Raw genomic sequence first — 19,685 nt, 5'->3', positions numbered from 1 at the left:
AAAAGGTTATGACGGTACATGCCTCGCGCATCGAAGCTGCTTCAAATGTTCAAGCGCTGCCTCGTTCCGCGTCGCCCCGGTCACGGGGTTTCTACTCATCCTATCTGAAGCGCACGGTTGATCTGGGCCTGGTATTCATGGCCCTGCCCTTCCTTATGCCCTTCATGCTGGTCCTTTCGGCGCTGATCTTCGCGCAGGACGGCAAGTCTCCGCTGTTCCGGCAGGAGCGTATCGGCCGCGACGGGCGGCGCTTCCGCATCTGGAAGTTCCGCACCATGGTCGCCGACGCCGAGGCCCAGCTCGAGCGGCACCTCGAATCCGACCCGACCGCGCGCGCCGAGTGGAACGCGAAGCAGAAGCTTTCCGTCGATCCCCGCGTGACGCCGATCGGCCGCATCCTGCGCCGCAGCTCGGTGGACGAGCTTCCGCAGCTTCTGAACGTACTGGCCGGCGAGATGTCGTTGGTTGGTCCGCGGCCGATGATGCCGTCGCAACAGGCGCTTTATTCGGGCAACGGCTATTATCGCCTTCGCCCCGGGCTGACCGGCAACTGGCAGGTCTCGGCCCGCAACGAAAGCAGCTTTGCCGACCGCGCCAACTTCGACGACAGCTATGCTCAAAGCGTCAGCTTCCTCGGCGATGCGCGCATCGTGGCCCAGACTGTGGGCGTCGTTCTGCGCGGCACCGGCGTCTGATCCGCACAACACTCGCGCTCTCGTGACCTGTCACGGGGGCGCATTATGCTGGTTGCACCTACTCCAAAGCGCTATGACAGGCGGCATTCGGGGTTCAGGAGCAATTTTCGCATGAGCAGGTTTCGCCGCGCCGCCATCATCGCCGTTTCCATCCTGGCGATTGGCGCCTGCGATTCGGCGGAAGAGCGGGCCGAGAAGCACTATCAGAGCGGCCTCGAGCTTCTTGAACAGGGCGACCTGCGACGCGCCCTCGTGGAATTCCGCAACGTCTTCACGCTCAACAAGACCCACAAGGGCGCCCGGCTGGCCTATGCCGAAGCCTCGCGCGAAATGGGCAATCTTGGCGAAGCGTACCAGAGCTATGTCTCGCTGGCCGAGATCGACCCGAACGACATGGGCGTGAGGCTGGCGCTGACCGAGCTGGCGATCCTGTCGCAGAACTGGGACGAGGCCCAACGCGGCGCAGCAGCCATCCGCGCGGCCGGCACCGAGGTGGAGGGGGCGGATATTCCCTTCCTGGCGCTCGAATTCCGCAAGAGCGTGACGGACAAGGACCAGGCCCGCATGCGCGAGTTGACGCGGGATGCCGAAGCCCTAGCCAAGGAGCATCCCGACAGCGAAGTCCTTCAGCGCGTCTTGATCGAGGGCTACCAGCAGGAAGGCGAACTCGACAAGGCCATCGCCGTGAGCGACGCCGCGATCGCGGGTTCCCGCCCCCGTCAGGCCCGTGCGTTCTATCGCGTGAAGGCGATGCTGCTGGCGCGCAAGGAAGACTATCCCGCGCTAGAAGCGCACTTGCGCGATACCGTCGAGAAGTATCCCGATGACACCGAAACGAAGGCACTTCTGATCCAGCTTCTGGCTCAGGAGGGCAACACGGCCGGCGCCGAGGATTTCCTGAGGTCCGAGGTGGGCACGACCGAGAACAAGGTCGGGGCACATGTCGCGCTCATCACCTTCCTTCGGCAGACGAAGGGCGACGAGGCCGCGCTGGCCGAAATCGAGACGGCCTTGCCGCTTTACGAGAACGCGCGCGTTCTTCAGGCGCTGAAGGCGGGTGTCCTGTTCGACGCAGGGCGAAGGGACGAGGCCGTGGCGATCCTCGAAGGCGTCATCGACGGTGCCCCCGCGGACGAGGAGACGGACCGCTACAAGGTCACTCTCGCCCGAATGCTGATGGCGACCGGCAACGAGGTCGGTGCGCGGCAACTTGTCGAGGCGGTTCTGGCCCACGACGCCAACCAGGTCGAGGCGCTGAAGATGACTGCCCAATGGCAGATCGATGGCGACCAGGCCGACGAGGCGATCAGTACCCTGCGCCGCGCTCTGGACCAGGAGCCGGAGGACGCCGAGGCGATGTCGCTGATGGCGCGCGCCTATGAGCGGAACGGCGAACCGGAACTGGCGCAGGACCTTCTGGCGCTGGCGGTCGAGGCCTCGGCCAACGCGCCGGACGAAAGCCTGCGTTATGCCACCGTGCTGATGCGCGAAAAGCGTTACTCGGCCGCCGAGAACACAGTGATTTCTGCGCTGCGGCTGTCGCCGGGCAGCCTGCCCCTGCTGCGGATGCTGGGCCAGATCTACCTTGCGACCGAAGACTGGTCGCGGGCCGAGGGGGTCGAGGCTTCGCTGCGGCGACTCGAAGGACCCGCACCGAAACTGGCGGCGGACGAACTGAGGCTTCAGATCATCTCGCGGCGCGAGGGCCGCGAACAGGGCGTGGCCTTTCTCGAGGAACTGGCCGGCGCCTCGGACGACGCCGGCAGCGCCGCGAAGGTCACGCTGATCCAGTCGCGCCTGGCCGAGAACCGGGGCGAGGAGGCGCTGGCTCTGGCGAACGAGCTGGCCAAGGAGATGCCGGACAATCCGCGCGTGACGATGGTTCTTGCCAGCACGCAGCTTGCCGTGGGCGAATTCGAGGCGGCCGAGGCGACGCTTCGTCCGCTGGCCGAGGAAAGCGACGACGCGACTTACGTGCTTCAATACGCTCGCATCCTTGGTGCGCAGGGCAAGATCGACCCGGCGCGACAGGCGATCGACGATGCGCTTCTGCGGATCCCCGACGACGCGGATCTTCTTTGGGCCAAGGCGTCTTTCCTCGAGCGCGAGAACGATATCGACGGCGCAATCGCGATCTATGAGCAGATCTACACCGACCACAGCGACTCTCTGGTGGTCGCGAACAACCTGGCAAGCCTTCTGGCGACCTACCGCGAGGATCCGGAGAGCCTCGATCGCGCGTTCACCGTGGCGCGCCGCCTGCGCGGAACGAACGTGCCGCCGTTCCAGGACACCTATGGCTGGATCCTGTTCCGGCGCGGACAGGTCGAAGAGGCGTTGAGCTATCTGAAACCCGCCGCAGAGGCGCTCGTCTCGGATCCGATTGTCTATTACCATCTGGCGCGTGCCTATGAGGAACTGGGCCAAACAGAAGAGGCGACGGCGGCTTTCTCGGAGGCGGTCCGCATCGCTGGCGAGGACGATCCGCGCCCGCAAATCGCCGAGGCCAGGGAGAAAATCTCCGACCAGCCGGCCAAACCATAGAGTGGCCTAATCGCATCGGTCTGCCATCTGCTGGATCGACAGGGGATAATAGGCTAAGGGTTAGGACGGAAAGAGATTAAAACTGGCCAATGTCGGCACGGAAGTGCTATGTGAACCCAAGGGAAGGTGGGACTATGAAAAAGTTTCTTGTTGCTATCGCTGCAATGCTGTTCGCCACTGTCGCGGCAGCTCAGTCCGGTTATCAGATCAAGCCGGGTGACACGCTTCAGGTCGAAGTGCTGGAGGACCCGTCGTTGAACCGGTCCGTCCTCGTGTTGCCCGATGGCACGATCTCGTTCCCCTTCGCGGGCACCGTGCGCGCCAGCGGCCGCACAGCCAGTGACCTCGGCTCGGCGATCACCTCGGGGATCGCGTCGAACTTCGCGTCACAGCCGAACGTCTTCGTGACCGTTCAGCAACTCAGCGAACCCACTGTCGCGGCGACGGGTGTCGCCACCATCGACGTGTTCATGATGGGCGAGATTGCAGTCCCGGGCGGCAAGGCTCTGCCGCGCGGCACCACGCTGATCCAGGCCTTGGCCGAGACCGGCGGCTTCACGAAATTCGCTGCGACGAAGCGCATTCTTCTTCGCCGCACCGACTCGCGGACCGGACAGCAGTCGGTTTCGCGCATTAACTATAAAGCAATCGCGGACGGGGCAGCGGTTGGCAGGGATATCCGTCTTCAGGACGGTGACGTGATCATCGTGCCCGAGCGCCGCCTCTTCGAGTAGTAGGGCGAATGGCATATTTGCGGACGGGTCTATCTCTTACGGCAACCCTCACGCTTTCGGTTACGGCTCTGGCCGCTCCTGCGTTCGCGCAGGAGGGTCCGGCCCGTCTGGGGGTCCTGAGTTTTTCTCAGGGCCTCGAACTGACGGATAACGCCATTCTGGCGGTTTCCCCCACGGGCGACAGCCTGATCTCGACGACGAGGCTGGGTCTCGACATGGGGACCGAGACCCGGACCGAGTCCCTGCGGTTCAACATCGGCACCGAGCTTATCGGCGACATCTTCGGCGAGACCGAAGACGACTTCGAGTTCGGAAACTACAGCGCGGGTCTGAACTATCGCCGCGAGGGCGCCTCGAGCCTTTTCGCTTTGACGGGCACCTACCGCGAGCGGCAACTCGACGACGAGGTTCTCGACCCGACATCGGCCTTCTTCGGCATCGACCTCGGACCCGACGTGCTGATCATCGACTCCGGAACGGTCACCGCGACCGGTCTCGGCGCACGGCTCCAGACGGGAATCGGCGGGCCGTTCGAGCTTGATCTCAAGGCCGAATACGCGGACCGGGACTACGAGGACGTCGTCGACGCCGACCTCGTCGACAACACCCGCGCGACGTTCGACGCGCTGGCCCGGCTGCGACCGAACCAGGCGCTGACCTACCGCCTGCGGGCGGGCTATGACCTTCTGGAAGAAGATGACCTGACCAGCACCGAAACGACGACGACCTACATTGGTGCCGGCGTCGAGGGCGCGACGGCGGGCGGGCTGAGCTTCTTCGGCGACCTCCTCTACGACCGGGCGGAAATCGACACCGGCACCACGAGTGTGCGTGACGGCATCGGCCTCGACCTGGGTTTAACCCAGGAGCGGAACAACGGAACCTTCGGTCTGGCGGTCGCTAGCCGCATCGATGACGAGGGTCGGCGCACCTCGGCCATCGCTTCGCGCGCCATGGAGTTGCCGACAGGTGCGCTGTCGTTCTCGCTTGGCGTCGTCGACGAGGAAAGCGACGACTCGCTTCGGGTCGCGGGCGGCGTCAACTATCTGAGAGCGACACCGCGCGGCGGCCTGACGGTCGCGCTGTCGCAGGATATCACCGCCTCCGACGGGGATGTTTTCCGCGATACAAGGCTGGAAGTCGGCTTCGTCGAAGAGATCAACATGATCTCGGCTTTCGAGGCGCGGCTCGGCTATGTGATGAGCGACGAACTGAGCGGATCGGACGACGACAAGGAAACTGTCGCCACGCTGACTTATCGCCGCGACCTCACGGAAGACTGGCAGATGCGCGCCGGCTATGAGCGCACCATCCTGTCGACCGAAGGCGGCACCGACCGGACGCAGAACTCGATCTTCCTGAACGTCGAGCGCGATTTCGCCTTCGGATTCTGACGAATTGACACCGGACCCTTCGACTGACGGAGGGTCCGACGCGCCCGCCGGACGCGGACTGACCGCGGCCTGGGTCATCGCCGGCGTCTGTGTCGCGATCGAGCTTGTGCTTCTGGCCGGCGATGCAGGTCTTATCGGCGGGGTTCGCTTCCGGCAGGCGGTCTACGAATACGGCGGGTTCTGGAGTGGTCTTCTGGGCAACTGGCGTCCAAATTATCCTTTCCAGCAATGGGCGATGTTCCTGAGCTACGGCTTCCTTCACGCTGGTCTCATCCACCTCATCCTCAACATGGTGACGCTTCTGTCGTTGAGCCGGTCGGTACTTCTGCGCGTGGGAACTGTGCGGTATCTCTTGCTGTACGGCATGTCGCTACTTGGCGGCGCTTTGGGCTTCGCGCTGCTATCGGATAGCTATCGTCCGATGGTGGGCGCGTCAGGTGCGCTCTTCGGTCTCGCGGGCGCGATCCTAGCCTGGGAATACGTCGATCGCTACGCGACGTCCGAGCGGCTGTGGCCCGTGGCGCGGGCGGTCTTGCTGCTTCTGGGGCTGAACGTGGCGCTCTACTACGCGATGGACCGGCTCCTGGCCTGGGAGGCCCATCTGGGCGGATTCGTGGCAGGTTGGATCGCGGCACTTCTGATCGATCCGCGCCCGTCGCGCGACGACGACTAGCCGCGCAGGATCGCCTCGGCGCGGGCGAAGTCCTCGGCGGTGTCGATGTCCTGCGCCCGATCTTCCGGCATGACGACGGCCCCGATACGGTCGGTGACGAAGCCGCCATTCGCGAGGAACCAGTCCTTGTCGAAGACATAGGCCGCCCCGTTCGGACGCATGACGGGCGGCAGGCCCTGTCGGTTCGCAAAGCAGAACGCCGGGTCGGCCAACGGCACGAAGCGGACGCCGTCCATGCGTCCGTACTTGAGGACGCCGGGATTGGTCGGGGTCACCGTCTTGACGAGGTCGAAGGCGCCGCTTTCGTGAAGAGCGACGGCGGAGCGAATGTCGTCGACCGACCGCAAAGGCGAGGTTGCCTGGAGCAGCACGATGCGCGCCTGCCCCTCGATATGGGCGAGCGCGTGCAAGAGGACGGGCGCCATGGGCGTGTCGTCCCGTGCCAGTTCTGCCGGGCGTTCGAGGAGCGTCAGGCCGGGCATTGGGTCGCGCGAGAGAATGTCGGTGATGTCGGTCGTCACGAGCACCTCCGCCGCCCCTACCTCGCGACCCTGCGCCACGGCGCGTTCCCAGAGCGGCACGCCGGCAAGGGTCGCCAGGTTCTTTCCTGGCAAACCCTTCGAGCCGCCCCGAACTGGAACGACGGCCACGAGTTTCATGCCCGATCCTCCAGGCAGGGACGTATGGCATCGACGATCCGTCGAGATGCGCCCTTGTGAAGGGCGTGAAACGCCTCGGCGCCGGCACTTCCGTCGTCCATGGCGCGCCGCACGGCCTGGGCCAGGTTCGCGGGATCGGAGACGACGGTCAGGACGCCCGCAGCCTTGGCCTCGACGCCCGGGAACTCGATGGTCCAGACGTGCGGGCCGGTCAGCACGGGCTTGCCGAGCGACAGGGGTTCGATCACGTTGTGCGCTCCCTTTTCGACGAAGCCGCCACCGACGACGACGGCGGAGGCCGGTGCGAGGTAGAAGAACATCTCGCCGAGGGAATCGCCAACGATGATCTGTATGTCGCCGAGCGGCCTCGTGGGGACAAGGTCGGCGCCGATGACCTCGCTGCGCCGCGCGACGCGGAAACCCTTGTCGGCGAGACGTGTGGCGGTCGCCTCGAAAAGTTCGGGCGCACGCGGCACCCAGAGGATCAGGGGCGGCTGAGGGTCGGCAAGCAACGCCTTCGCGAGGTCCTCGAACACGGATTCTTCGCCCGCGACCACGCTCGCGAGCGTCAGGACGCGCCTCTCCTGACACAAGAGGCGGCCGGCTTCGATCTGCGCCTGGGGCAGCGGGATGTCGAAGCGCGTCTCGCCCAGGGCTTCGACGCGGGTGACGCCAAGATCGCGGAAGCGGTCGGCCATGCGTGGGGACTTCGCGAAGACGGCCGCGGCGCGCGACGCGGGATGGCCGAAGAGACGGGCGAGACGACGAGCGCGCGGGAAGCTCCGACCCGGCACCTGGCTGTTGACGAGGCAGAGGGGCACGCCGGCCCGCGCCGCGGCCTCGATCATCCAGGGCCAGAATTCCATCTCCATCACCAGACCGGTGCGGGGCCGCGCGCCGTCGAAAAACCGCTCCCAGTAGGCCGGGCGGTCGAGCGGCGCGTAGCGAACGGCGAGACGGCCCGCCGCGATCTCGGGAGCGAAGGCCGCCTCCGCGGCGCGGCGTCCCGCCGGTGTCGCGTGGGTCGTGACGACGCGGCGGCCTTCGTCGAGAAGGAGGCGCACGAGCGGCGCTGCGGACCGCATCTCTCCCATGGAGACGGCATGGACCCACACGTCTACGTCGATGCGCTCTCCCCTGCCCTCGCGCTCTTCCAGGTGCTCGCCATAAGCCGGATCGGCGGCGGCGCGGCGCAGGAAGTAGCGCCGGATCGACGGCTCGGCCAAGGCCATCAGGGCCGCATAGACGGCAAGACAGGCGCGATAGCGCAGGCGCGGCGGCCCTGGAAGTTCGGGTCGGATCATGGCCCGCACGGAAGCCTCAAAAGGCCGGTCATGGCAAGGGCCGAGCCGCGGCTTCGCCTTGCGTGACGAACGTCAGCCCCTTCAAACACGCCTCGAACCCCGCTAGACCGGACCCCGACAGGAGGCACATCATGCAGATCGCGCACAGGAAAATCGGGCCGGACCAGCCGCCCCTCGTCATCGCCGAAATCGGCATCAACCACGGCGGCGACCTCGACGTCGCGCGCCATATGGTGACGCTCGCGGCGAAGGCGGGTGCCGAGATCGTCAAGCACCAGACGCACTTCGTGTGGGACGAGATGACCGAGGAGGCGAAGTCGATCCTGCCGCCGAACGCGGGCGGCAAGTCGATCTGGCAGGTGATGGAGGAATGCGCGCTGTCGCCCGACGACGAGGCGGCGCTGAAGAAGCACACCGAGGACATGGGCCTCATCTGGATCTCGACACCGTTTTCCCGTGCCGCCGCCGACTGGCTGGACGAACAGGGTGTGCCGGCCTTCAAGATCGGTTCGGGCGAAGCCGACCACCTCCCGCTGATCCGGCACATCGCCGCGAAGGGCAAGCCCGTCATCATGTCGACGGGTATGCAGTCGATCGAGAGCATCGGGCGGTCGGTCGCCATCCTCGACGAGGCGGGGATCGACTATGCGCTGCTGGAGTGCACGAACCTTTACCCCTCGCCGCCCGAGATCGTGTCGCTGAAGGGCGTGACCGACCTGCGCCGCGCGTTTCCGAAGGCCGTCGTTGGATTTTCGGATCATTCCATCGGCCCCGAGATGGCGCTGGCCTCCGTGGCCCTCGGCGCCTCGATCCTCGAGCGGCACTTCACCGACACGCGCTATCGGGCGGGCCCGGACATCTCGTGCTCGATGGACCCGTCCGAACTCAGGCACCTCATCGACAGAAGCCGCGAGATCTGGGTGGCGCTTCACAACGAGAAGTCGCGGACCGGGCCTGAAGAAGCCGTCTACCGGTTCGCCCGCACGTCCGTCGTAGCTGACCGGGACTTGCCGGAAGGACATGTGATCGGGGAAGCGGACATCTGGGGCCGGCGGCCGGGATCGGGCGAGATCGCGGGATACGACTTCGAGAAGGTGGTGGGCAAGCGGCTGACACGGGCGGTCGCGCGGAATACGCAGTTGAAGTGGAGCGACCTCGCCTGAGGGCGCGACACGGGGGCGCCGCCCCCGGACCCCCGGAGTATTTCGGCCAAGAAGAAAGGGATGCGATGTTCACCCTGGACGACATCGAGGCGGCGGCAACTACGGTTCATGCCCGGATGCCTCCGACGCCACAGTATGCCTGGCCGGCCTTGTCCGCGCGGCTTGGCTGCGAGGTGGTGGTCAAGCACGAGAACCACACGCCCACGGGATCGTTCAAGGTGCGGGGCGCGCTGACCTTCATCGATTGGCTGAGGCGCGCGCATCCCGAGGCGAAGGGAATAGCCACGGCGACGCGCGGCAATCACGGACAGGGTCAGGCGATGGCCGCAACGGCGGCGGGGTTGCGGGCGGTCGTCGTCGTACCCAAGGGCAACTCGGTCGAGAAGAACGCCGCGATGCGCGCTTTCGGGGCGGAGTTGATCGAATACGGCGAGGACTTCGACACGGCGCGCGAGGAGGCGTTGCGGATCGCAAAGGCGGAGGGGCTGTTCTTCGTGCCACCGTTCCACCCCGCTCTGGTGTCCGGCGTCGCGACCTATGGGCTGGAACTCTTCAGGGCACGACCCGACATTCACACGCTCTACGTTCCGATCGGCTGCGGGTCCGGCATTTGCGGCTGCATTGCCGCGCGGGACGCCCTGGGGCTTTCGACACGGATCGTGGGCGTGGTGAGCGAGGGCGCACAGGCAGCCAAGCTCTCGGCCGAGGCGGGGCGGCCGGTCGAGACAGAGACGGCGCGGACCTTTGCGGACGGAATCGCGGTGCGGGTGCCGGTGCCGGAGGCCTTGGCGGTCTATTCGGTCGGCGCAGAGCGCATCGTGGCCGTGTCGGACGCAGAGGTCGCCGAGGCCATCCGGGTGTTCTATCGCGACACGCACAACCTGGCCGAAGGGGCCGGCGCCGCGGGGCTTGCCGCGCTTATGGCCGAGCGCGAGGCGATGGCGGGGCGGACGGTCGGGGTCGTGCTCTGCGGCGGGAACATCGATGGCGACCGCATGGCGGTGGTTTTGGGCGGGGGTGTGCCGACCCCCTGACGCGCAAAAGGAAAACGGCGGCCCGAGGGGCCGCCGCCTGATCCTGTCAGCCTTGCGGGCGGATCACTCGTCGTCGGCATCCTGCGCGGTTGCGGGAACGTCGTCGGCGTCCGCCTCGTCGTCGTCAGCTTGGCTCGCAAGGCCCGAGGGCGCCTGGATGTTGGCGATGACGAAGTCGCGGTGGATCGTCGGCTCGGCGCCTTCGGGCAGGTCGACCATTGAAATCGTTGCACTATCGCCGATGTTCAGGCCTTCGATGCTGACCGTGATGTGGTCGGGGATGTTGCCCGCCGTCACGATGAGTTCGACCTCGGGGCGCACCATGGTCAGGACACCGCCCTTGCGGATGCCGGGGCAGTTCTCGTGACCCACGACCTCGACCGGGATGTAGAGGTTGACCTTCGAAGTGCGCTTGAGGCGCATGAAGTCGACGTGCCGGGGCAGGTCCTTCACGACGTCGCGCTGGACGCTGCGGCAAATGACGCGGACGTCATCGTGGCCTTCGACCTGCATGTTGAACAGCGTCGAAAGAAAACGACCGTTTTTCAGACGCTTGAACAGCACGTTATAGGGGAGGTTGATCGGAAGCGGGTCAGTGCCGCCGCCGTAGACGATGCCAGGTACGAGCCCTTCTCTGCGAGCTTGACGGGCGGCCCCCTTGCCTGTCCCCGTCCGTACCGTGGCGACGAGATCCGGGATCTCTCCAGCCATGGGTCTTCTCCAATTCTGCGGTTTCGGGCGGCCTCCAAGGGTGTCCGCCCACGAAGCGGCGGCTATAGCGGGGATCGGTCTGGTTGGAAAGAGGGAAAGCGCGGAGGCCCTTCTAGGCCTTCGGTATCACGTCGGTATCGCGTCGGTATTGCGTCGGTGGACGCGACCGCCCCGGCTGCCGCCCTAGCCGAGCCAGACGTCGAGGAAAAGCATCACGACGAGGCCGATGGCAAGACCGAAGGTCGCCTTGTTCTGGTTCCCGGAACGGTGCGTCTCGGGGATGATCTCATGGCTGATGACGTAGAGCATCGCGCCCGCCGCGAAGGCGAGGCCCCAGGGCAGAAGCGGCTCGGAGTAGGTGATGATCCCTGCGCCGAGGAGACCGCCCACGGGTTCGACAAGGCCCGTCAGTGCGGCAATGCCCCAGGCGCGGAACTTGCTGTAGCCCTCGCCCAGAAGCGCAACCGCGACAGCGAGGCCTTCGGGCGCGTTCTGCAAGCCGATGCCGATGGCCAGGGGCAGTCCCCCCGACATGCCGTCGGCGCCGAAGCCCACGCCGACGGCGAGGCCTTCGGGGAAGTTGTGGATGGTGATGGCGATGATGAAGAGCCAGACGCGGCGGAGGGAGGCTGCCTCGGGGCCTTCGCGTCCGAGCGTGAAGTGCTCGTGCGGGAGAAGCTCGTTCATCAGGTGGACCCCGCCCATGCCGAAGAGGATCGAGATGCAGGCGATGGCGGCAGGCAGGGCGCCGTCGCCGAAGATCTCTTCGGCGGCCGCGAGCGAGGGGATGATGAGCGAGAAGAACGAGGCGGCAATCATGACGCCTGCTGCAAAGCCGAGGGACATGTCGCGCACCGCCCGCGAGGGCTGGCGTCCGAAGAGAACGGGAAGCGCCCCCGCGGCCGTCATCAGGCCCGCCACGAGGCTTCCCAGAAAACCCAGCATTACCGGGGACATCGTTTCCATCGTCATCTCGTCTCGCTGCAATGAGCGAGCGAGCATAGCCGCTTCGCCGCCGAGGTGAAGCGCTTTTTTAGAATCGTTCCAATGTAGGAGAGTGCCCTGGCGTCAGTCGAAAAAGGCGTAGTTCGCGTCGATGTCGCCGTAGGCGCAGTTCGCGTCGAGGAGCATCTGGTGCGCGTCGGCGGGGCTGGCGGCGGAGAGGTCGTCGAGCGAGAGGTAGCTTGCGTCGACCTGCTCGAGCACCGGGTTCTCGGTGTCGGAGAGATCCCAGGTGACATAGCCGCAGACGAGGTTGCGGTTACCGTCCCAGGTGCCCATGAAGTCGACGGTGCCGAGGAAGCGGTCGATCGGATACCAGGTGATGCGGTAGCCGGTCAGGTGGCGCACCGGCCCATTCTGCGTCAGCGCCTCGGCCTTGGCGTCGCCGTCGAAGCTGGCGCGGGTCTCGAGCTGCGGGATGCGGATCGCGGGCGCACGGCGACGCTGCGCGCTTTCCGGTCCTTCGACCGAGTCGAAGAGCGACGAGGTGGCGGCGACGATGGCGACCGTCTGGTTCGGGAACTCGGCCTCAGCGGCGATGCTCGACGCAGACTGGGCTGCGAGAGGAGCAGCGGAGCAGAGGGCCGCAACGGCAAGGATCGACAGGGAACGATTACGCTGGGTCATACCGAGAAGGTATGCGCGAAACCGGAATGCGGCAAGATTTGGGCAGGAAACGGGCTGTTCCATGATCATGACCGAGACATCTTTGCATCAACGCGAAACAATGCAGGAAGGGGTCCCGCACTGTTTCGCCGCAGATCTAGCCTCGTCAGTCAAAATCGCCAGAGAAACCTTTGGGGACGCGAAGAATTTCACGATCGACGTCATGAATGTCACGCTTGCCACAGAAGGCCATCGAGAGGTCGAGCTCCTTCTGGATGACCTCCAGCGCGCGACTCACTCCTGCCTCGCCCATGGCGCCCAATCCGTAGACCATCGAGCGGCCGATCATGGTGCCTTTCGCGCCGAGCGCCACGGCTTTCAGCACGTCCTGACCCGACCGGATTCCACCGTCCATCCAGACCTCGGTGCGGTCGCCCACGGCCTTGACGATGGGTTCGAGGGCACGGATCGACGAGATCGTGCCGTCGAGCTGACGCCCACCGTGGTTCGAGACCACGATGGCGTCGGCGCCAAGGTCGGCGGCGCGGATGGCGTCGTCCACCTCCATGATCCCCTTCAGGATCACCTTGCCGCCCCACATGTCCATCAGTTGCTTCACCCGGTCCCAGTTGAGCGAGGGATCGAAGGCCTCGGCCGTCCATGACGAGAGCGAGGCGGGGTTCGACACGCCCGAGGCGTGGCCTACGATGTTGCCGAAGAAGCGGCGCTTGGTCCGCATCATCTCGAGCCCCCAGGGGATCTTCGTCGAGAGGTCGGCCAGTGACGACAGGGTGAACCTGGGCGGCGCGGTCAGGCCGTTCTTCAGGTCCTTGTGGCGCTGGCCCATGATCTGGAGATCGACCGTGATGACGATGGCCGAGCACTTCGCCGCCCGCGCCCGGTCCATGAGCTTGCCCATGAAGACGTCGTCTTTCAGCGTGTAGACCTGGAACCAGAAGGGCTTCGTGGTGTGGGCGGCCACATCCTCGATCGAGCAGATCGACATGGTGGACAGCGTGAAGGGCACGCCGAAGGCCTCGGCGGCGCGGGCGGCCTTGATCTCGCCGTCGGCGCTTTGCATGCCCAGAAGACCCACCGGAGCGATAGCGACCGGCATCGCGGCGTCCTCGCCGATCAGCTTCGTGCGCGTGGTGCGCCCGGCCATGTCGACGGCGATGCGCTGGCGGAGGTAGATCTTGCCGAAGTCGGTCGTGTTCTCGCGGAAGGTCTGCTCGGTCCAGGATCCGCTCTCGGCATAGTCGTAGAACATCCGCGGCACGCGGCGCGTGTAGATGCGCTTGAGGTCGGCGATCTCGGTGATGACGGGCATGGGCGGTTCTCCTCGCGTCACCGGGTGTTAGCAATCCCCTTCCCCCTCGGCAATCGGCGCGGGGCGTGGCGTGACATGAAACCGACATGCGACCGTTACACGGGCGTCACGGGTCGCGGTCTACAGGCGGGACAGGCATCAAACGGGGGACCCACGATGACATCGAGACTTCTTGCGGCCGTATCGGCCCTGTCGCTTTGCGCCGGCGGTGCGCTGGCCGAGACGGCGTTCAACCGCATCGCGAGCTTTCCGGTCGCGTCGAACCTGCCAGAAGGCACCGACGCCGGCCAGGAGACCTCGTCCGAGATCATCGCGGCGACCGAGGATGGCATGACGCTGGTCTACACCGACAGCCCGTTCGGGGTGGTGGGCTTCGTGGACATCACCGATCCCGCGGCCCCTGCCCCTCTGGGCGTGATCGAGATGGGGGGCGAACCGACCTCGGTCGTCGTGGCGAAGGGGTTCGCGCTGGCTGGCGTGAACACGTCGGACAGTTTCGCCAATCCGTCGGGTCAGCTTGCCGTGATCGACATCGCGGGCCGAAGCGTTGTCGCGACCTGCGACCTGGGCGGGCAGCCGGACAGCATCGCTCTGGCACCGGACGGCAGCTTCCTGTCGATCGCCATCGAGAACGAGCGCGACGAGGAGGCGGGCGACGGCCGGGTCGGCCAGATGCCGGCGGGGTTCCTGGTCATGGTGGACCTCGGCGCGGACGGGCAGCCGGACTGCGGGTCGCTGAAGACGGTCGACCTGACTGGCCTGGCAGAGGTGGCGCCGGAAGATCCGGAGCCGGAGTTCGTCGACATCAACGAGGCGGGCGAGACGGTCGTGACGCTGCAGGAGAACAACCACATCGTGGTGGTGGCGCGGGACGGGTCGGTGACGACGCATTTCCCGGCGGGGTCGGTGGACCTGGAGGGCGTGGACACCGGGGAAGAGGGCGCGCTGACTTTCGATGGCGAGATCTCGGTGCCGCGCGAGCCGGATTCGGTGAAGTGGATCGACGCCGACCACTTCGCGACGGCGAACGAGGGCGACATGGACGGCGGATCGCGCGGGTGGACCGTGTTCGCGAAGGATGGGACGGTCGTCTGGGACGCGGGCACGTCGTTCGAGTATGCGGTGGCCGAGATCGGGCACTATCCCGAGGGGCGGTCGGGCAACAAGGGCGTCGAGCCGGAGTCGGTCGGCACGGGCACCTTCGGCGGCACGCCAATGGTCTTCATAGGCTCGGAGCGCGGGTCGGTCGTGGGCGTCTATGACGCGACGGACGCCGCCAACCCTGTCCTGACGCAGCTTCTGCCGTCGGGCGTGGGACCGGAAGGCTTCGTGGCGATCCCGTCGCGCGACCTTTTCGTCAGCGCGAACGAGACCGACCTGGGCGAGGACGGCGCGGCGCGGTCGCATGTGATGATATATGCCTATGGCGAGGGTGCACCGTCCTATCCCATGCTGACCTCGGCCGGGCTGACGCAGGAGAACGGCGCGCCGGTCGGATGGGGCGCAATCTCGGGCATGGCGGCGGACGCGGACGGCTCGATCTGGGCCGTGAGCGACAGCGTCTACGGGATGCAGCCCTCGATCTTCCGGATCGACGCCTCGCAGAGCCCGGCGAGGATAACCGAAGTCATCCGCATCACCCGTGACGGCGCTCCGGCGCAGAAACTCGATCTGGAGGGCATCGCCCTCGACGGCGAGGGCGGGTTCTGGGTCGCTTCGGAGGGTCGGACCGACCGTCTGATCCCGCATGCTCTCTATCACGTCGGCGCGGACGGCGAGATCGAGGAGGAAATCGCCCTTCCCAAAGAGCTTCTGGCGGTCGAGCGCCGCTTCGGCTTCGAGGGCATCGCGAAGGTGGGCGATACCCTCTGGATGGCCATGCAGCGTGAATGGGATGACGATCCCGAGAACCACGCCAAGCTCGTCGCCTACAACATCGAAAGCGGCGAATGGGGTGCGGTCCATTACCCCAAGGCGGCGCCTGCAAGCGGCTGGGTCGGCCTGTCCGAGATCACCGTCCACGGCGACCACGCCTATGTCGTGGAACGCGACAACCTGATGGGCGACCTTGCGGTGACGAAGATCGTCACGCGCGTGCCGCTGGCCGAGATGGTGCCCGCGCCGCTGGGCGGGCCCCTGCCGGTCGTGACGAAGGAGACGGTGCGGGACCTGTTGCCCGACCTCGTGTCGACGGGCGGCTATGTGCTCGACAAGGTCGAGGGTCTGGCCATCATGGAAGACGGGACTGTCTGGGTCTCGACCGACAACGACGGGGTCGACGACCATTCGGGCGAGACGATGTTCTGGTCGTTCAAGGCGGATTGACTGCAGTTCGGACGATGATCGGGCCGCCGGGAGTCCCGGCGGCCTTTTCGTGTCAGGTCAGGCCGATGACGATGGTGCCCTTGTAGCCCTGCGCGGGCGACCCCGAGAGCTTCAGCATCTGCGCCTCGATCTGTTCGGGCGTGTTGTCGGCGAAGATCATGTCGCGCTCGAAGCTCTGGCGGGACAGGTTGCGGGTGCCGTTCACATAGGCCGGATGCGCCTCGTAGACGTCAGCGCATTCAGCGTAGGGCAGCGAGATCTGCGAGGTGAGGCTGCTTTCCCCGCCTGTGATCGCCTGGGCGCTGTCGAAGACCTCCAGGTGGAAATGCGGCCATCGGCCGGGGTAGCAGCCGGGGAACACGGTGGTGAAGCGAACGATGCCGTCGTCGCCCGAGACGCCGACGCCGCGGAGGTAGTTGGCCTGCTCGTCCTCGTAGAGCGAATAGCGCCCGGCGGCGTCGCAGTGCCAGAGGTAGAGCGCCCGGCCCGGCAGGGGGGCGCAGTCGCCGGCCGAGACGAGGGAGAGTTCGAGAGTCAGCGGCACACCGTCGGCCACGGGCGTCATGCCGGCGAAGCTGGGGCGCAGATCCTCGCGCAGGACGCCCGCCTCGGAGAGGACGTCGAAGCTGGCGCGGCCCTGGCTGCCATCGGCCGGGAACGGGCCGGCCGTCTCGTTCGAGAAGCCGACACAGGACAGCGCCTGGGCGGCGGCGGGTCCGGCAACCGCGGCGAGGGCGCCTGAAAGGACTGCCCGGCGGCGGAGAAGGCGGGGGAGATCGGCGCGGAGGCCGCCATCGTGATCGTGCGTATCGGTCATGCGTCTGCTCCTTTCGGGGTACAACGCACGAGACACGGAGGCCCGTCGAAATTTTTCGTGAGGACGGCCAAGGATTGACCGGGCGCGTGCGTCCTACCAACCGTGATGCGCATGGATACCTCGGACGAGACACTGGCGCGCGAGGCGGCGGGCGGCGACGCGGCGGCGTTCTCGGCGCTGGTGACGCGGCATTATGACCGGCTGTTCCGCTTGTGCTTCCGGCTGACGGGCGTCCGGACCGAGGCAGAGGATCTGTGCCAGGACATCTGCGCGGCCCTGCCCGCCAAGGTCAGGGCCTTTCGCGGCGAGGCGCGGTTCACCACATGGCTGTGGCGGGTCGCGGTCAACGCGGCGAACGACCGGCGGCGGCGGGCGGCGACGCGCGCGCGGACGGCGGATGGCTGGGGCGACGTCGAGGACGCGCGGCGGGCCGAGGCGGCGGAGGCGGCGGCGGCGATGGATTGGCTGGCGCGAGCGATGCGCGCGCTGCCGGACGAGTTGCGGGACACGGTGGCGCTGGTGATGGACGAGATGACCCATGCCGAGGCCGGAGAGATCCTGGGCGTGAGCGAGGGCACGGTGAGCTGGCGGATGTCGGAGGTGAAGAAGCGCCTTCGCGCGATGAAGGAGGCCGTGGATGGCTGAAGAACTCGACGACCTGAAGCGCGCCTTCGAGGCGGCGACGCCCGCGCCCGACGAGGCGCGGAAGCGGGAGAATATCGCGCTGGCGCAGAAAAATTTCGCGGACCTCCAAGGATCGCGCGACGCGGCGCGTCTGACTGTTCGGAAAGGCCGGATGTCCCGGCTTCTGGACGGAGTGAAACCGATGTTCCATGCCCTTTCGACCAAAGGCGCCCTGACCGTGACCACCGCCATCGTGGCGGTGGGGCTGCTCGTGATCCTGCCGAAGGACGCGATGAAGTTGCCCGTCGGCGGCGATGTGCTGACGCAGAGCGAGGGCGCGGCCCCGCCCGCCGTCGAGCAGCCGAAGGTGGCCGACGACGCGTCGGGCGGCGCGACGGGTGCGACCTCCTCCATCGTCGCGGCGGAATCGCTGGCCGAGATGTCCCCTGCCCCGGTTCCGGTGGCGCCGTCGGCCGACGCCTTGTCGCGCCAGCGCTCCGAGGATCTGGCGACCCAGGCGCCTGCCGCCGAAGAGTCCGAGGCCTTCGCCGACGGCGACATGGCCGCGCCGGCGCCGAGCGTCGCGATGCGCGAGAAGCGTCTCGTTGCGCCGGGCGACGGCATGATCGTTCTGCCCGAGAGCGACACCGAGGCCTTCGCGAATGCCGAAACCTCGCCCCTGAAGGTGACGGCGGAGGAGCCGGTGTCGACCTTCTCGATCGACGTCGATACGGCGAGCTATGCCGTGGTGCGCTCCTCGCTGATGGTGGGCGCGATGCCGCCGCGCGAGGCGGTGCGGGTCGAGGAGATGGTGAACTATTTCCCCTACGCCTATCCCGCGCCCGAGGGCGACGATCCGTTCCGGCCTACGGTGACGGTGATGGACACGCCGTGGAACCCGGGCACGCAGCTTGTGCATATCGGCATCCAGGGGACGCTGCTCCCCGTGGCAGACCGTCCGCCGCTCAATCTCGTGTTCCTGATCGACACGTCGGGATCGATGCAGGACGCGAACAAGCTGCCGCTTCTGAAGCAGTCGTTCCGGCTGATGCTGTCCGAGCTTCGGCCCGAGGACGAGGTCTCCATCGTCACCTACGCAGGTTCGGCGGGTCAGGTGCTGGAGCCGACGCGGGCGGCGGAGCGCTCGACGATCCTCGCAGCGCTCGACCGGCTGGAGGCGGGCGGCTCGACCGCCGGACAGGAGGGTCTGCAGCAGGCCTATGCGGTGGCGGAAGGCATGGCGGGCGACGGCGAGGTGACGCGGGTGATCCTGGCGACGGACGGGGACTTCAACGTAGGGCTGTCCGATCCCGAGGCGCTGAAGGACTTCATCGAGGAGAAGCGCGAGGCCGGGACGTACCTGTCGGTGCTTGGTTTCGGGCGCGGCAACCTCGACGATGCGACGATGCAGGCGCTGGCGCAGAACGGGAACGGGACGGCGGCCTATATCGATACGCTGTCGGAGGCGCGGAAGGTGCTGGTCGACCAGTTGACGGGCGCGCTGTTCCCGATTGCGAACGACGTGAAGATCCAGGTGGAGTTCAACCCGGCGGAAATCGCGGAATACCGTCTGATCGGCTATGAGACGCGGGCGCTGAACCGCGAGGACTTCAACAACGACCGGGTGGACGCGGGCGACATCGGCGCGGGTCACACGGTGACGGCTCTCTACGAGGTGACGCCGGTGGGATCCGAGGCGGTTCGCAACGGGCCGTTGCGGTACGGCGAGGCGGCGGCGGTGTCGGACGGGTCGGACGAGCTTGGGTTCTTCAAGCTGCGCTACAAGCGGCCGGGCGAGGCGCAGAGCACCCTGATCGAGGAACCGATCCTGGCAGGACAGGGCGAGGTCTCGGACGACGCACGCTTCTCGGTCGCCATCGCGGGCTTCGGGCAGTTGCTGCGGGGCGGCGAGTACCTGGGGTCCTGGGGCTGGGGCGACGCCATCGCCCTGGCGAACGGCGCGCGAGGGGCGGACCCCTACGGCTATCGCGCCGAGGCGGTCACGCTGATGCGGCTGGCCGAGACGATGGATCGGTGAGACGGGCATGCGAGGGGCGCTGCCCCTCGCGC

General features: G+C 66.6%; 17 protein-coding genes. 10 read left to right on the top strand and 7 right to left on the bottom strand.

The genetic code is table 11. The features are described 5' to 3' along the window. Positions 1-137 precede the first annotated feature (137 nt). From EF888_RS04910 to EF888_RS04890, 5 genes are all read left to right on the top strand, one after another. A complete protein-coding gene (locus tag EF888_RS04910; protein ID WP_338143050.1) occupies positions 138-695 on the top strand; it encodes a sugar transferase in 558 nt (185 codons plus the stop codon). Between the two features lie 111 nt (positions 696-806). After that, the gene (locus EF888_RS04905) at positions 807-3,239 is read left to right on the top strand and encodes a tetratricopeptide repeat protein (RefSeq protein WP_164721569.1); all 2,433 of its coding nucleotides are present in this window, start codon (positions 807-809) and stop codon (positions 3,237-3,239) included. Positions 3,240-3,373: 134 nt separating this feature from the next. After that, complete coding sequence (locus EF888_RS04900; RefSeq protein ID WP_109757716.1) at positions 3,374-3,973, top strand: polysaccharide biosynthesis/export family protein; 600 nt, start codon at positions 3,374-3,376, stop codon at positions 3,971-3,973. 8 nt (positions 3,974-3,981) lie between these two features. Beyond that, positions 3,982-5,367, top strand: coding sequence for a hypothetical protein (locus tag EF888_RS04895; protein WP_109757715.1), 1,386 nt, complete (start codon positions 3,982-3,984; stop codon positions 5,365-5,367). A 4-nt stretch (positions 5,368-5,371) separates the two neighbouring features. Continuing rightward, on the top strand, positions 5,372-6,040 hold the full coding sequence (locus EF888_RS04890; RefSeq protein ID WP_109757714.1) for a rhomboid family intramembrane serine protease: 669 nt from the start codon (positions 5,372-5,374) through the stop codon (positions 6,038-6,040). On the opposite strand, the gene EF888_RS04885 is transcribed toward EF888_RS04890, so the two are convergent. Both EF888_RS04885 and EF888_RS04880 read right to left on the bottom strand, forming a co-directional pair. Continuing rightward, positions 6,037-6,699, bottom strand: coding sequence for an acylneuraminate cytidylyltransferase family protein (locus tag EF888_RS04885; RefSeq protein WP_109757713.1), 663 nt, complete (start codon positions 6,697-6,699; stop codon positions 6,037-6,039). The genes EF888_RS04890 and EF888_RS04885 overlap by 4 nt on opposite strands. Further along, the gene (locus tag EF888_RS04880; RefSeq protein WP_109757712.1) at positions 6,696-8,003 is read right to left on the bottom strand and encodes a 3-deoxy-D-manno-octulosonic acid transferase; all 1,308 of its coding nucleotides are present in this window, start codon (positions 8,001-8,003) and stop codon (positions 6,696-6,698) included. Before EF888_RS04880 ends, EF888_RS04885 begins: the two co-directional genes overlap by 4 nt. Before the next feature lie 131 nt (positions 8,004-8,134). Between EF888_RS04880 and EF888_RS04875 the strand changes: the two genes are divergently transcribed. Both EF888_RS04875 and EF888_RS04870 read left to right on the top strand, forming a co-directional pair. After that, positions 8,135-9,166 (top strand): N-acetylneuraminate synthase family protein, encoded by a 1,032-nt coding sequence (locus EF888_RS04875; protein ID WP_109757711.1) that lies wholly within the window; start codon positions 8,135-8,137, stop codon positions 9,164-9,166. Between the two features lie 65 nt (positions 9,167-9,231). Further along, complete coding sequence (locus tag EF888_RS04870) at positions 9,232-10,200, top strand: threonine dehydratase (RefSeq protein ID WP_109757710.1); 969 nt, start codon at positions 9,232-9,234, stop codon at positions 10,198-10,200. A gap of 63 nt (positions 10,201-10,263) precedes the next feature. On the opposite strand, the gene EF888_RS04865 is transcribed toward EF888_RS04870, so the two are convergent. From EF888_RS04865 to EF888_RS04850, 4 genes are all read right to left on the bottom strand, one after another. Then, entirely contained in the window at positions 10,264-10,911 is a 648-nt protein-coding gene (locus EF888_RS04865; protein ID WP_109757709.1) for a 50S ribosomal protein L25/general stress protein Ctc, read from the bottom strand. A gap of 183 nt (positions 10,912-11,094) precedes the next feature. Further along, positions 11,095-11,877 carry a ZIP family metal transporter gene (locus EF888_RS04860; protein WP_109757970.1) on the bottom strand — a complete coding sequence of 261 codons (783 nt, stop codon included), beginning with the start codon at positions 11,875-11,877 and terminating at the stop codon, positions 11,095-11,097. Positions 11,878-11,979: 102 nt separating this feature from the next. Beyond that, on the bottom strand, positions 11,980-12,540 hold the full coding sequence (locus tag EF888_RS04855; RefSeq protein WP_146202978.1) for a hypothetical protein: 561 nt from the start codon (positions 12,538-12,540) through the stop codon (positions 11,980-11,982). Between the two features lie 145 nt (positions 12,541-12,685). Continuing rightward, positions 12,686-13,849, bottom strand: a complete 1,164-nt coding sequence (locus tag EF888_RS04850) for an alpha-hydroxy acid oxidase (RefSeq protein WP_109757707.1) — start codon at positions 13,847-13,849, stop codon at positions 12,686-12,688. 156 nt (positions 13,850-14,005) lie between these two features. On the opposite strand from EF888_RS04850, the gene EF888_RS04845 reads away from it, so the two are divergent. After that, on the top strand, positions 14,006-16,174 hold the full coding sequence (locus tag EF888_RS04845; protein WP_109757706.1) for an esterase-like activity of phytase family protein: 2,169 nt from the start codon (positions 14,006-14,008) through the stop codon (positions 16,172-16,174). Between the two features lie 52 nt (positions 16,175-16,226). Here EF888_RS04845 and EF888_RS04840 read toward each other — a convergent pair whose 3' ends face one another. Further along, complete coding sequence (locus EF888_RS04840; RefSeq protein ID WP_109757705.1) at positions 16,227-16,991, bottom strand: dioxygenase family protein; 765 nt, start codon at positions 16,989-16,991, stop codon at positions 16,227-16,229. 111 nt (positions 16,992-17,102) lie between these two features. On the opposite strand from EF888_RS04840, the gene EF888_RS04835 reads away from it, so the two are divergent. Together EF888_RS04835 and EF888_RS04830 are read left to right on the top strand one after the other, a co-directional pair. Beyond that, the gene (locus EF888_RS04835; RefSeq protein WP_109757969.1) at positions 17,103-17,636 is read left to right on the top strand and encodes an RNA polymerase sigma factor; all 534 of its coding nucleotides are present in this window, start codon (positions 17,103-17,105) and stop codon (positions 17,634-17,636) included. Then, positions 17,629-19,653: a vWA domain-containing protein gene (locus EF888_RS04830; RefSeq protein ID WP_109757704.1), complete on the top strand. Its 2,025-nt coding sequence runs from the start codon at positions 17,629-17,631 to the stop codon at positions 19,651-19,653. Before EF888_RS04835 ends, EF888_RS04830 begins: the two co-directional genes overlap by 8 nt. Positions 19,654-19,685: the final 32 nt, after the last annotated feature.

Origin of the sequence: Silicimonas algicola, from assembly GCF_003970735.1 — a bacterium.
Classification (GTDB): Bacteria; Pseudomonadota; Alphaproteobacteria; order Rhodobacterales; family Rhodobacteraceae; genus Silicimonas; species Silicimonas algicola.
The sequence above is the reverse complement of the archived record's forward strand: the minus strand, read 5'-3'. Positions and strand labels throughout refer to the sequence as shown.

What these genes read in the sequence shown, in the direction of transcription:
- EF888_RS04910 (WP_338143050.1), top strand. Translation starts at nt 138, where the DNA reads ATGGCCCTGCCCTTCCTTATGCCCTTCATGCTGGTCCTTTCGGCGCTG.
- EF888_RS04885 (WP_109757713.1), bottom strand. Translation starts at nt 6,699, where the DNA reads ATGAAACTCGTGGCCGTCGTTCCAGTTCGGGGCGGCTCGAAGGGTTTG.
- EF888_RS04860 (WP_109757970.1), bottom strand. Translation starts at nt 11,877, where the DNA reads ATGGAAACGATGTCCCCGGTAATGCTGGGTTTTCTGGGAAGCCTCGTG.
- EF888_RS04865 (WP_109757709.1), bottom strand. Translation starts at nt 10,911, where the DNA reads ATGGCTGGAGAGATCCCGGATCTCGTCGCCACGGTACGGACGGGGACA.
- EF888_RS04905 (WP_164721569.1), top strand. Translation starts at nt 807, where the DNA reads ATGAGCAGGTTTCGCCGCGCCGCCATCATCGCCGTTTCCATCCTGGCG.
- EF888_RS04870 (WP_109757710.1), top strand. Translation starts at nt 9,232, where the DNA reads ATGTTCACCCTGGACGACATCGAGGCGGCGGCAACTACGGTTCATGCC.
- EF888_RS04900 (WP_109757716.1), top strand. Translation starts at nt 3,374, where the DNA reads ATGAAAAAGTTTCTTGTTGCTATCGCTGCAATGCTGTTCGCCACTGTC.
- EF888_RS04880 (WP_109757712.1), bottom strand. Translation starts at nt 8,003, where the DNA reads ATGATCCGACCCGAACTTCCAGGGCCGCCGCGCCTGCGCTATCGCGCC.
- EF888_RS04830 (WP_109757704.1), top strand. Translation starts at nt 17,629, where the DNA reads ATGGCTGAAGAACTCGACGACCTGAAGCGCGCCTTCGAGGCGGCGACG.
- EF888_RS04875 (WP_109757711.1), top strand. Translation starts at nt 8,135, where the DNA reads ATGCAGATCGCGCACAGGAAAATCGGGCCGGACCAGCCGCCCCTCGTC.
- EF888_RS04850 (WP_109757707.1), bottom strand. Translation starts at nt 13,849, where the DNA reads ATGCCCGTCATCACCGAGATCGCCGACCTCAAGCGCATCTACACGCGC.
- EF888_RS04895 (WP_109757715.1), top strand. Translation starts at nt 3,982, where the DNA reads ATGGCATATTTGCGGACGGGTCTATCTCTTACGGCAACCCTCACGCTT.
- EF888_RS04845 (WP_109757706.1), top strand. Translation starts at nt 14,006, where the DNA reads ATGACATCGAGACTTCTTGCGGCCGTATCGGCCCTGTCGCTTTGCGCC.
- EF888_RS04835 (WP_109757969.1), top strand. Translation starts at nt 17,103, where the DNA reads ATGGATACCTCGGACGAGACACTGGCGCGCGAGGCGGCGGGCGGCGAC.
- EF888_RS04855 (WP_146202978.1), bottom strand. Translation starts at nt 12,540, where the DNA reads ATGACCCAGCGTAATCGTTCCCTGTCGATCCTTGCCGTTGCGGCCCTC.
- EF888_RS04840 (WP_109757705.1), bottom strand. Translation starts at nt 16,991, where the DNA reads ATGACCGATACGCACGATCACGATGGCGGCCTCCGCGCCGATCTCCCC.